This window comes from Curtobacterium oceanosedimentum (genome assembly GCF_020297365.1).
Taxonomy (GTDB): Bacteria; Actinomycetota; Actinomycetes; order Actinomycetales; family Microbacteriaceae; genus Curtobacterium.
Genome location: NZ_JAIXIG010000007.1, coordinates 39,614 through 51,803, shown reverse-complemented (window position 1 = coordinate 51,803; position 12,190 = coordinate 39,614). Strand labels below are relative to the sequence as shown.

11 protein-coding genes are annotated in these 12,190 nt (G+C 69.8%); 4 read left to right on the top strand and 7 right to left on the bottom strand.

Translation table 11 applies throughout. The features are described 5' to 3' along the window. Window positions 1-102: 102 nt before the first annotated feature. The 5 genes from LEL83_RS04655 to ctaE form a co-directional block, all read right to left on the bottom strand. A complete protein-coding gene (locus tag LEL83_RS04655) occupies window positions 103-1,062 on the bottom strand; it encodes a phosphodiesterase (protein ID WP_225557945.1) in 960 nt (319 codons plus the stop codon). Between the two features lie 176 nt (window positions 1,063-1,238). Beyond that, window positions 1,239-2,927 (bottom strand): cytochrome bc1 complex cytochrome b subunit, encoded by a 1,689-nt coding sequence (gene qcrB, locus LEL83_RS04650; RefSeq protein ID WP_198655873.1) that lies wholly within the window; start codon window positions 2,925-2,927, stop codon window positions 1,239-1,241. Beyond that, the gene (qcrA, locus tag LEL83_RS04645; RefSeq protein WP_198655874.1) at window positions 2,927-3,991 is read right to left on the bottom strand and encodes a cytochrome bc1 complex Rieske iron-sulfur subunit; all 1,065 of its coding nucleotides are present in this window, start codon (window positions 3,989-3,991) and stop codon (window positions 2,927-2,929) included. Before qcrA ends, qcrB begins: the two co-directional genes overlap by 1 nt. Window positions 3,992-4,024: 33 nt before the next feature. After that, entirely contained in the window at window positions 4,025-4,834 is an 810-nt protein-coding gene (gene qcrC / locus LEL83_RS04640) for a cytochrome bc1 complex diheme cytochrome c subunit (RefSeq protein WP_198655875.1), read from the bottom strand. 21 nt (window positions 4,835-4,855) lie between these two features. Next, window positions 4,856-5,497: an aa3-type cytochrome oxidase subunit III gene (gene ctaE, locus LEL83_RS04635; RefSeq protein WP_269802240.1), complete on the bottom strand. Its 642-nt coding sequence runs from the start codon at window positions 5,495-5,497 to the stop codon at window positions 4,856-4,858. A gap of 67 nt (window positions 5,498-5,564) precedes the next feature. Between ctaE and trpD the strand changes: the two genes are divergently transcribed. Further along, window positions 5,565-6,620 carry an anthranilate phosphoribosyltransferase gene (gene trpD / locus LEL83_RS04630; protein ID WP_225557944.1) on the top strand — a complete coding sequence of 352 codons (1,056 nt, stop codon included), beginning with the start codon at window positions 5,565-5,567 and terminating at the stop codon, window positions 6,618-6,620. Window positions 6,621-7,112: 492 nt separating this feature from the next. Here trpD and glpK read toward each other — a convergent pair whose 3' ends face one another. Continuing rightward, window positions 7,113-8,624, bottom strand: a complete 1,512-nt coding sequence (gene glpK / locus LEL83_RS04625; protein ID WP_198655878.1) for a glycerol kinase GlpK — start codon at window positions 8,622-8,624, stop codon at window positions 7,113-7,115. 74 nt (window positions 8,625-8,698) lie between these two features. Continuing rightward, window positions 8,699-9,424: an MIP/aquaporin family protein gene (locus LEL83_RS04620; RefSeq protein ID WP_225557943.1), complete on the bottom strand. Its 726-nt coding sequence runs from the start codon at window positions 9,422-9,424 to the stop codon at window positions 8,699-8,701. Between the two features lie 315 nt (window positions 9,425-9,739). Between LEL83_RS04620 and dhaK the strand changes: the two genes are divergently transcribed. The 3 genes from dhaK (at window position 9,740) to dhaM (ending at window position 12,163) form a co-directional block, all read left to right on the top strand. Next, the gene (gene dhaK, locus LEL83_RS04615; RefSeq protein ID WP_198655880.1) at window positions 9,740-10,741 is read left to right on the top strand and encodes a dihydroxyacetone kinase subunit DhaK; all 1,002 of its coding nucleotides are present in this window, start codon (window positions 9,740-9,742) and stop codon (window positions 10,739-10,741) included. 76 nt (window positions 10,742-10,817) lie between these two features. Further along, window positions 10,818-11,444: a dihydroxyacetone kinase subunit DhaL gene (gene dhaL, locus LEL83_RS04610; protein ID WP_225557942.1), complete on the top strand. Its 627-nt coding sequence runs from the start codon at window positions 10,818-10,820 to the stop codon at window positions 11,442-11,444. Further along, complete coding sequence (gene dhaM / locus LEL83_RS04605; protein ID WP_225557941.1) at window positions 11,441-12,163, top strand: dihydroxyacetone kinase phosphoryl donor subunit DhaM; 723 nt, start codon at window positions 11,441-11,443, stop codon at window positions 12,161-12,163. The genes dhaL and dhaM overlap by 4 nt, the downstream gene beginning before the upstream one ends. The last annotated feature ends 27 nt before the right edge of the window (window positions 12,164-12,190 follow it).

Here is a 12,190-nt window from a genome sequence, read left to right as displayed (position 1 = left end):
CGGGCCTCCCGTCCGGTGCAGCCCGCGGCCACGCACGCATGGTGAGCAGAAGAGGTCGGGTCCGCAGTGCGGACCCGACCTCTCCTGCTCACGGAGTACTCGCTACCGGTGCACGGGGGAAACCGGCACCGAGTCGAGGGTGAAGACGGGGATGCTCGACGTCACCGGCGCCGGCTCGACCGCCGGCGGGATCGTGACGCCGTGGGCCGCCAGGCGCGCCTCGGTGTCGACGGCGGAGACCGGTTGGCCGACCGTGGCGTAGTGGCCGATGGGGACGACCGAGTGCACGACGTTGCGGCCGTACACGTGCACCAGGTTGAACGACTGCGCGCCGTCCCGACCACGCGTCCCGCCCTGGTACTCGGTGAGGTCCTGCGTGTAGCAGGTGGCACTCGCGACCGAGACCGGGATGCCGGCGAACACCGCGCTCGTCGAGTAGTGCAGGTGCCCGGCGATGATCGCGAGCACGTCGCTGCCCTCGACGACCTCGGCCAGGGCCTGCTGGTCGCGGAGCTCCACCAGGACCGTCAGGTCCTGCACGCTCGGCACGGGCGGGTGGTGCATCGCGAGGATGGTGCCGTGCGGCGCTGCCTCGGAGAGCACCTCGGCCAGCCAGTCGAGCTGCTCGGGGGAGACCTCGCCGTGGTGGTGGCCGGGGACGCTGGTGTCGAGCGTGATGACCCGGAGCCCGTTCACGTCGTAGACGAAGTCCACGGGCCGGTCCGTCGGCTGCAGACCGAACAGCTCCTGCCGGAACGCGCCGCGGTCGTCGTGGTTGCCCATCGCCCAGATGATCTGTGCACCGATGCGCCGCGCTGCAGGCTCCAGGATCTCGCGGACCCGGGCGTACGCACCGGCCTCGCCCTTGTCCGCGACGTCGCCGGTCACGACGATGGCCTCGGGGCGGGTCCCGGATGCTTCGATGTCCGCGACGATCTCCGTGAGCCGAGCGGCGGAGTCCACGTCGCCGTACAGGTCTCGATCGCCGGAGACGAGGTGGGTGTCACTGAGGTGGAGGAGGAAGTGGTTCGGCCTGGGGTGTTCGGCCGTCCGGCTGTCCATCGGGGTCTCATTCCGTTGGCGGATGCGTGGTGCAACACGTTGCCACACCGTCCTGGACGAGTCCAGCACGCGCCGGTGAACCAGCCGTGAACTGGGGGCGGCGTGTTGCCGCGCAACAGGGAAACCCCCCGCCCACGAGGTGGACGAGGGGTTTCCCTGTTGCTTGCCGAGGAGTGTCAGTGATCCCCGGGGCCGACCTGGGGAGCCTGGTGGCCACCCTCGAGGTCCGGGCCGTGGTGCGCTGCGTGCGCGGCCTCGAGCTCAGCCTTCGAGACCGGCTCGATGCGGTCCTCGAAGAAGAACCGGGAGACGCCGGCGCGAGCCTTCTGCAGACCGGTGATCTTGCCCTTGGCGTTCGGGCGGATCATCAGCGGCTTGTAGTCGTTGAACTGCAGGAGCTTCCACCGCTCGTACTCGTCGAGCTGCTCGTGCACCTCGATGTACTCGCCGTGGGGGAGGCGGACGATGCGGCCCGACTCGTAGCCGTGCAGGACGATCTCGCGGTCCTTCTTCTGCAGGGCGAGGCACACGCGCTTCGTGATCCAGAAGGCGACGAACGGCCCGAGGACCGTCGTGGCCTGGATCACGTGGATCACGTGCTCGATCGACACCATGAAGTGCGTCGCGATGATGTCCGACGAAGCGGCGAACATCAGGCTCAGGTAGAGCGTGATGCCGGCGGCGCCGATCGCGGTCCGGGTCGGCGCGTTGCGCGGGCGGTCGAGCAGGTGGTGCTCACGCTTGTCGCCCGTGACCCAGGCCTCGAGGAACGGGTACAGCAGGATCGCGAGGATCAGGCCGACCAGCACCGCGATGGGCACGAGGATGTTGAACGACACGGTGTAGCCGAACCACACGACTTCCCAGTGCGGCGGCACCAGACGGAGCGCACCGTCGGCGAAGCCGATGTACCAGTCGGGCTGGGTACCGGCGGACACCGGGGACGGGTCGTACGGGCCGTAGTTCCAGATCGGGTTGATCGTGAACAGCGACGCGATGAGCGCCAGGATGCCGGCGACGATGAAGAAGAAGCCACCGGCCTTCGCGGCGAACGCCGGGAGGATCGGGACACCGACGACGTTCTCGTTCGTCTTGCCGGGGCCCGCGAACTGCGTGTGCTTGTTGATGACGACGAGCACGAGGTGGACACCGAGCACCGCGACGAGGATCGCCGGCAGCAGCAGGATGTGCAGCGTGTAGAGACGACCGACGATGTCGGTGCCCGGGAACTCGCCACCGAAGAGCAGGTACGCGATCCAGACGCCGATCACCGGGACGCCCTCGATCATGCCGACGATGATGCGCAGACCGTTGCCGGAGAGCAGGTCGTCGGGGAGCGAGTAGCCGGTGAAGCCCTCACCCATGGCGAGGACCCAGAGCAGGAAGCCGAAGACCCAGTTGAGCTCGCGCGGCTTGCGGAAGGCACCGGTGAAGAACACGCGGGCCATGTGCAGCATGATCGACGCCACGAACAGCAGGGCCGCCCAGTGGTGGACCTGGCGGACGAAGAGCCCACCGCGGATGTCGAACGAGATGTCGAGGGTCGACTGCAGGGCGATCGACATCTCGACGCCCTTGAGCGGCACGTACGAGCCGTTGTAGACGACCTCGGCCATGGACGCCTGGTAGAAGAACGTCAGGAAGGTCCCGGAGAGCAGGACGACGACGAAGCTGTACAGCGCCACCTCGCCGAGCATGAAGCTCCAGTGGTCGGGGAAGATCTTGCGGCCGACCTCCTTGACGAGGCCCGAGATGCTGGTGCGCTCGTCGATGTAGTTGGCGGTGGCCCCGATGAGACGGGAACCGCGCTCCGGCGCCGGCTTGGTGGCCGATGCCGGTGCGGTCGTGGTGGTGGTGCTGGACATCAGCGTTCACGCTCCCAGAAGGACGGTCCGACCGGCTCGTGGAAGTCGCTCTGTGCGACCAGGTAGCCGTCGTCGTCGATCGCGATCGGAAGTTGGGGGAGGGGACGGGCGGCCGGGCCGAAGATGACCTCGCAGTTGTTCGCGACGTCGAAGGTCGACTGGTGGCACGGGCACAGCAGGTGGTGCGTCTGCTGCTCGTAGAGCGCGACCGGGCACCCGACGTGGGTGCAGATCTTGGAGTAGGCGACGATCCCGTCGTAGCCCCAGTTCTCCTGGCCCTTGGCGGGGTTGAGGTCCTTCGGGTCGAGACGCATGAGGAGGACGGAGGCCTTCGCCTTCTCCTCGAGCATGTGCTCCGACTCGAGCATCCCTTCGGGGATGACGTGGAAGACCGAACCGATGGTGATGTCCGACGCCTTGATCGGCAGACCCGTCGGGTCCTTCGTCAGGCGCAGGCCCTGCTTCCAGAACGTGTGGCGGAGCAGCTCGTTCGGGTCCTCGGCGGGGGCGAGGTCGCGGACAAGGACGATGCCGGGCAGCGGGAAGGCGGCCAGGGCACCGATCATCGAGTTGCGGATCAGCTTGCGACGGCTGAACCCGGACTCCTTGTCGGCGAGGCGGAAGGCCTCGACGGCCTTCGCGCGGGTCTCGTCGGTGCCACGGGTGCCGTGGCGGAGCTCGGTGATCTCGCGGTCGACGACCAGCGACTTCGACCAGTAGACGGCGCCGAGGCCGAGGGCGAGGAGCGCGAGGGCGATCGAGAGCCCGAGGAACAGGTTCGCGGTGCGGACCGTGCCGAAGTCGTCGGCGTCGATCGGGAAGGCGACGTACGCCGCGATCGACAGGACGCTGCCGACGATCGACAGGTAGAAGTACGCGGCGACCTGGCGCTCGGCCAGACGCTGCTTCTTCGGGTCGACGTCGGTGCGACGCGGGCGGTGCGGAGGCTCGCCCGGGTTCTCGAACGGGTCGGTCGGGAGGACCGCGATCCCGGGGGAGGTGGTCGTGCCGTGCTTCTCGACAGCCGAGGACGAGTTCAGCGTCTCGTCGTCGTGCTCTGCCATGGTGTTCCCTTCAGTGTCGTTCGACACGGACGATCAGTTGGACTTCGCGGTCAGCCAGACGGTCATCGCGACGACCGCGCCGAGTCCGAAGATCCAGATGAACAGGCCCTCGGCGACCGGCCCCAGGGAGCCGAGTGCGAAGCCGCCGGGGGACTTGTTGTCCTGCACGTACTTGAGGTACGTGATGATGTCGGCCTTCTGCTCCGGCGTAAGGTTCAGGTCGTTGAAGACCGGCATGTTCTGCGGGCCGGTGAGCATGGCCTCGTAGATGTGCTTGCCGGAGACCGTCTCGAGGTTCGGGGCGTACTTGCCCTCGGTCAGCGCGCCACCAGCACCGGCGACGTTGTGGCACATCGCGCAGTTGATGCGGAACAGCTCGGCACCCTCGGCCGCGTCGCCGTCCTCACCGCTGGTGAGCTCGGTGGACGGGACGGCCGGGCCGGGGCCCAGCGAGGCGACGTACTGGGAGAGCGCGTCGACCTGCTCGTCCGTGAACTGCGCGGGCTTCTCCTCGGCCTGCGGGCCCTGGGCAGCCATCGGCATGCGGCCGGTGCCGACCTGGAAGTCGACCGACGCGGCGCCGACACCGATGAGGGACGGGCCCTCGCTGGTGCCCTGGGCGGTCAGCCCGTGGCAGGTGGCGCAGTTCGACGCGAAGAGCTTCTCGCCCTCGTTGACCTGTGACTGGCTGGAGGCGGCGACGGTGCTCGCGCTGTCGTCGGCGTTCGCCGTCGAGCTGAACAGTGCGTACGCGCCACCCGTGGTCATGAGACCGACGACGATGAGCGAGACGGTCGCCATCGGGGAACGGCGGCCCTTCTTGGACTTGGTTCTGGTGAACATGTGCTGGGGGGTGTCCAGTTCCTACTTGATCAGGTAGATGACGGCGAAGAGGAAGATCCACACGACGTCGACGAAGTGCCAGTAGTACGACACGACGATGGCGGTGGTGGCTTCCTTGTGCCCGAAGTTCTTCGCGGCGAACCCGCGGCCGAGCGTGAGCAGGAAGGCGATCAGGCCACCGGTCACGTGCAGACCGTGGAACCCGGTGGTCATGTAGAACGCCGAACCGTAGGCGCTGGAGGAGAGCGTGACGCCCTCGTGCCACAGGTGGGCGTACTCGAAGATCTGACCGCAGACGAAGATCGCACCCATGGCGTAGGTGACGAAGAACCACTCCGTCATGCCCCAGTGGCGCGGGTTCCAGCTCGTGCGGTGCACCTGGAAGCGTTCGGCGGCGAACACCGCGAACTGGCAGGCGAAGCTCGACAGCACCAGGATGATCGTGTTCACCGACGCGTACGGGACGTCGAGCTTGGCGGTCTCTGTCGCCCAGAGCTCGGGGGACGTGCTGCGCAACGTGAAGTAGATCGCGAACAGGCCGGCGAAGAACATGACCTCGCTGCCCAGCCACACGATCGTCCCCACGGCCACGGCGTTCGGCCTGTTGAGGGCCGGCGCGCTGGCTGATCTGGAGAGAGAGGTGCTAGTCACGTCCTCCATTATGGCCGAAACCACTGACAGTGTTTTCGCAGCGGACTGGCGGGTCGCTCGAACTCACTACGATCGAGCCATGCCTGACGCACTCTCGTGGCCCCTGGTGATCAGCGCGCTCATGGCGCGCGAAGACCTGACGATCAGGCAGTCCACATGGGCCATGGAGGAGATCGTGGGCGGGCGTGCCACGCCGGCCCAGATCGCCGCCTTCGCGGTGGCCCTGCGCGCCAAGGGCGAGACCGTCGACGAGGTCGTCGGCTTCCGCGACGCGATCCTCGACGCCGCCGTCCCGCTGGACGTCGACCCGATGGCCCTGGACATCGTGGGGACCGGCGGCGACGTCGTCGGTACCGTGAACGTGTCGACCATGGCCGCCATCGTCATCGCGGCGGCAGGCGTCCCCGTGGTGAAGCACGGCAACAAGGCCAGCTCGTCGAAGTCCGGTTCGAGCGACGTGCTCGCCGCGCTCGGTCTCGATCTCACGATGGACGCCGCGCGTGTCGCCGAGACGTTCCGGCGTGTCGGGCTGACCTTCGCCTTCGCCAACGCGTTCCACCCCGGTTTCGCCCACGCCGGAGCGGTCCGCCGCGAGATCGGTGTGCCCACCGTCTTCAACTTCCTGGGCCCGCTCGTGAACCCGGCTCGCTGCGAGGCGAACGCCGTCGGTGTCGCGCAACTCGACCTGGTGCCGATCATCACCGGCGTGTTCCGGACACGCGGGGCGACGGCGCTCGTGTTCCGTGGGGACGACGGCCTCGACGAGCTCACCACGACCGGCCACAGCCACATCTGGGAGGTCACCGGCGGCCGCATCACCGAGCACGACCTCGACCCGCGTGACCTCGGCATCGCCCGGGCGCAGACCTCGGACCTGCTCGGCGGCGACCCGGAGCACAACGCCGCGGTCGTGCACCGTGTGCTCGCGGGGGAGACCGGCCCGGTTCGCGACATCGTGCTGCTCAACGCCGCAGCGGGCTTGGTGTCGTTCCGGCTCGCGCAGGACCCGGGGGAGTCCGACCGTCCGATCCTGCACCGGTTCCGCGAGCAGCTCGTGGTCGCGGCCGACGCGATCGACTCGGGCGCGGCGTCCCGCAAGCTCGCCGACTGGATCGGCGCCGCTCCCACCGCCTGACCTCGGGTCGCCGGATCGACCCCGGCTCGACCCTGACGGGCCGCCGGCAGGACGCCGGCGTGTTCGTCCGACGCCTCCGAGCCGCCGAGACGCCCCCGGGATCGGCGGCGTCTCGCGATCATCGCGGCGCCTCACGACGACGCCGGCGTGTTCCGACGGACCCCGACGTGACCCTCGGACGACGCCGAGCCGCCCGGCAGGACGCCGGCGTCTCCGTGTCACGCGTCCGAGCCGCCGAAACACCCCCGGAACCGGCGGCGTCTCGTGCGCCCCGCGGCGTCTCACGATGACACCGGCGTGTGCGCACCACACCGGCGTGTGCGCACGCCGCCGGCGTCCCGCGTCGACACCGGCGTCCCGCCTCGACGCCAGCGCGTTGCGACCGACGTGCAGTGGCCGCAACCGACAGGAGGCCCGGTGCCGGTTCCAGGAACCGGCACCGGGCCTCCCGGCAGTGCGTTCAGTGCACGCGGTCAGCGTGCGCCGCTGTTGCTACTGCACGTCCTCGTCGACCCAGTCGAAGGTCTTCGTCACGGCCTTCTTCCACAGACGGAGCGTGCGCTCGCGCTCCGCGGCGTCGAGCTGCGGCTCCCAGCGCTGGTCCTCCTGCCAGTTGGCACGGAGCTCGTCGAGGTTGGCCCAGAAGCCGACCGCGAGACCGGCGGCGTAGGCTGCACCGAGCGCCGTCGTCTCGGCGACGACGGGGCGGACGACCGGCACGTTGAGGATGTCGGCCTGGAACTGCATGAGCTCGCTGTTCGCGGTCATGCCACCGTCGACCTTGAGCTCGGTCAGGTCCACACCGGAGTCGGCGTTGACCGCGTCGAGCACCTCGCGGGTCTGCAGCGCCGTCGCCTCGAGGGCCGCACGCGCGATGTGCCCCTTGTTGACGTAGCGGGTCAGGCCGACGATCGCACCGCGGGCGTCCGGACGCCAGTACGGCGCGAAGAGCCCCGAGAACGCCGGCACGAAGTAGACGCCACCGTTGTCCTCGACGGTCTTGGCCAGGGCCTCGACCTCCGGGGCGCTGCCGATGAGGCCCAGGTTGTCGCGGAGCCACTGGATGAGCGACCCCGTGACGGCGATCGACCCCTCGAGCGCGTAGTGCGTGTCCTGGTCGCCGAGCTTGTAGCCGACGGTGGTGAGCAGCCCGTTCTCGGAGCGGACGATGTCGGTACCGGTGTTGAAGATCAGGAAGTTGCCGGTGCCGTAGGTGTTCTTCGACTCGCCCTGGTCGAACGCGGCCTGGCCGAACGTCGCGGCCTGCTGGTCGCCGAGGATGCCGGCGATCGGGACCTCGCGCAGCAGGCTCGAGGACTCGACGTGGCCGTAGACCTCGGACGAGCTGACGATCTCGGGGAGCATCGACTTCGGCACCCCGAAGTCCGCCAGGATGTCGTCGCGCCACTGCAGCGTCTCGAGGTCCATGAACAGCGTGCGGGACGCGTTCGTGACGTCGGTCTTGTGCACGCCGCCGTCGACGCCACCGGTCAGGTTCCAGAGGACCCAGGTGTCGGTGGTGCCGAAGAGCAGGTCGCCCGCCTCGGCCTTCTCACGCGCGCCCTCGACGTTCTCGAGGATCCACATGATCTTGGTGCCCGCGAAGTACGTGGCGAGCGGCAGGCCGACGATGGCCTTGTACTTGTCGGTGTCGCCACCGGCGAGCTGGTCGACGAGCGCCTGCGTGCGGGTGTCCTGCCAGACGATCGCGTTGTAGACCGGCTTGCCGGTCGTCTTGTCCCAGACGACGGCGGTCTCACGCTGGTTCGTGATGCCGACGGCCGCGACGTCGTGCCGCGTGATGTCGGCACGCGACAGTGCCTGACCGATCACCTCGCGGGTGTTGTCCCAGATCTCGGACGGGTCGTGCTCGACCCAACCGGCGCGCGGGAAGATCTGCTCGTGCTCCTTCTGCCCGGTCGAGACGATCGAACCGGAGTGGTCGAAGACGATGGCTCGGGTGGAGGTCGTGCCCTGGTCGATGGCGACGATGTAGTCGGCCATTGGTGCTCCTTACGGGTGTTCGGTGCGGTGAGCGGCCGGCCGTGACCGGCCGCTCATCCCTGGGTTGGGTGTGCTCAGCTGACGACGGGCAGCAGGGCGTACGAGAGGCCAGCGGCGAGGGCGCCACCGACGAGGGGGCCGACGACCGGCACCCAGGCGTAGGCCCAGTCGCTCGAGCCCTTGCCCTTGATCGGGAGCAGGGCGTGCGCGATGCGCGGGCCGAGGTCACGTGCCGGGTTGATGGCGTAGCCGGTGGGGCCACCGAGGCTGACACCGATCGCGATCACGAGGAAGGCGACGGGGATCGCGCCGAGTTCGGACGGCGTCTGGCCGTTGGTGAAGGCGATGACGACGAAGACCAGCACGAAGGTGCCGATGATCTCGGTGACGACGTTCCAGCCGTAGGAACGGATCGCGGGGCCGGTGGAGAAGACGCCGAGCTTGGCGGCGGAGTCGGGCTCCTCGTCGAAGTGCTGCTTGTACGCGAGCCAGACGATGACCGCACCGATGATCGCGCCGATGAGCTGGGCGACCCAGTACAGGAGCATCGCGCCGACGGTGATGTTGCCGAGGATCGCCTGGGCGAGGCTCACCGCGGGGTTGAGCTGACCGCCGGACTTGTACGACACGGTGACGCCGGCGAAGACCGCGAAGCCCCACCCGATCGTGACCATGAGGAACCCGGCGCCGAAGCCCTTCGACTTCGTCAGGGAGACGGCGGCGACGACACCGCCACCCAGGATGATGAGCATCGCCGTGCCGACGAGCTCGGACAGGAACTTGACGCCGATGTCGTCCATCGGTGACCTCCAGTGCGTGAGGGTTGGGGGTCCGGTGGTGCTGCGCCGCACTCCCCGTTGAGTGATTGAGGCCGAGCATAGTGACGGGGTTCACGGCGGCGCGATCCATCCGCGCGGCGATCCGGTCAACGTGCACGAACGTGCACGGCTCGTGTGCCTCGCACGATCTGCGGCGGGTGACACGTCCTCGGTGCGGTGCACGAACGTGCAGTCCGACGGGACGCCCGCCCGTGCCGCCGATGTAGATTGGCCCCACTCCGGTCGACGACGGCGGTGTGACCGCCACGGCTCGACCCCGTACCCGTGGAGGCACGCATGAAGAAGCTCATCAACGACCCGCAGGCCGTGGTCGACGAGACGGTCCGGGGCTTCGCCCGGGCCCACGCCGACCACGTCGTCCTGGTCGAGGACCCGATCCACCTGCACCGCGCCGACGCCCCGGTCGCCGGCAAGGTCGGCATCGTCAGCGGGGGCGGCAGCGGGCACGAGCCGCTGCACGCGGGGTTCGTCGGGTACGGCATGCTCGACGCCGCCGTCCCCGGTCCGGTGTTCACGAGCCCGACCCCCGACCCGATCGTCGCCGCCACCAAGGCCGTCGACGGCGGCGCCGGGGTGCTGCACATCGTGAAAAACTACACCGGCGACGTCCTGAACTTCGAGACCGCCGCCGAGCTCGCCGCGATGGACGACGTCCGTGTCGAGTCGGTCGTGGTGGACGACGACGTCGCCGTGCAGGACTCCCTGTACACCGCCGGTCGGCGCGGGGTCGCCGGGACCGTCGTGGTGGAGAAGTGCGCCGGTGCCGCCGCCGAGCGCGGGGACGACCTGGACGCGGTCGCCGCCGTGGCCCGGCACGTCAACGACGTCACCCGGTCGATGGGACTCGCACTCGCGTCGGGCACGGTCCCGCACGCGGGGGAGCCGTCCTTCGTGCTCGCCGACGACGAGGTCGAGCTCGGCATCGGCATCCACGGCGAACCCGGTCGCGAGCGGATCGCGATGGCACCGGCCGACGAGCTCGTCGATCGCGTGCTCGAACCGATCCTCACCGACCTCGACGCCCCGGCCGGGTCGCAGCTGCTGCTCCTGGTGAACGGCATGGGCGGCACGCCGCTGTCCGAGCTCTACATCGCCTACCGCCGCGCCGCCGAGGTGCTGACCGACCGCGGGTTCACCGTCGCGCGTAGCCTGGTCGGCGACTACGTCACGTCCCTCGAGATGCAGGGGTTCTCGCTCACCGTCACGGTGCTCGACGACGACCTCACCGCCCTCTGGGACGCCCCGGTGGAGACCCCGGCCCTGCGCTGGGGCCGCTGAACCACCGCAGGACCACCGGGGGACACCAGCACCACCAACCGCGCCCGCCGGGCCGGACACGCAGAAGGGAACCGCATTGGCGCTCGACACCGCATGGGCCATCGACTGGGTCCGTCGCACCGCCGCGACGATCGACGAACACCGGGCAGAGCTCGTCACGCTCGACCGCGAGATCGGTGACGGCGACCACGGCGAGAACCTCGACCGTGGCTTCCGTGCCGTGCTCGAAGCCGTCGACGGCGGGTCCTTCGACACGCCGGGAGCGGTCCTGAAGACCGTGGCGACCAAGCTCATCTCGACGGTGGGCGGTGCCGCCGGTCCGCTGTTCGGCACCGCGTACCTGAAGGCCGCCCAGGCCGCCGGCGACGCGACCGACCTCGACGCCGACACCCTGGTGGCCGTGTTGACCGCGGCGCGCGACGGCGTCGTGTCCCGCGGCAAGGCCGCCGTCGGCGACAAGACGATGGTCGACGCGTGGAGCCCGGCGGTCGACGCAGCGGCCGCTGCCGCCGCAGCCGGCGCCGACCCGCGGGCCGTCCTGACCGCCGCGGCCGACGCCGCAGCGCAGGGCGCCGCCGACACCGAGCCGCTCGTCGCCCACAAGGGCCGGGCGAGCTACCTGGGCGACCGCGCGATCGGGTACCGGGACCCCGGCGCACAGTCGACGGCGTACATCCTGCGCGCCGCGGTGGACGCCGCGTGACCGTCGGCATCCTCGTCGTGTCGCACAGCGCGGCGGTCGCGACGGGCACCGTCGAGCTCGCGCGGCAGATGGCCGCCGACGTCCCCCTCGTCGCGGCCGGCGGCACCGAGGACGGCGGGATCGGCACCTCGTTCGAGGCCATCACGGCCGGCATCGAGGAACTCGCCACCGCGGACGCCGTCGTGGTGCTCTGCGACCTCGGCTCCGCCTACCTGACCACCGACACCGCGCTCGACTTCCTCGACGACGACCTCCGTGCCCGCGTGCACGTCTCGCAGGCCCCGCTGGTCGAGGGGACGGTGGCCGCGGCCGTGGCCGCGCAGACGGGTGGCGACGCGGAGGCGGTCCTCGCCGCTGCGGCGTCCGCCGCAGCCTCCGCGGACGACGCGAGCACCGCCTCCCGTCCGTCCGGTGACCAGCCGGGAGGCCCGGTGCCGGGTGCCGGGGCCGCCGGCGTCGACGACGTGGCCGCGTCGGAACGCGTCGAGCTGGTCAACGAGACCGGGCTGCACGCCCGCCCCGCGGCGGAGTTCGTCAAGACGGCGGCGAAGTACGACGCCGCGGTGCGCGTGAACGGCGTGGACGCGAAGAGCCTGCTCGCCATCATGGCCCTGGCGCTGCCGAAGGGCGCGACGGTGTCCATCGAGGCGACCGGTGCGGACGCGCAGGACGCGGTGGACGCGCTGGCCGAGCTCGTGCGCAGCGGTTTCGGCGAGTAGCCGACCCGGCTGCCCGTCCCCGACGGA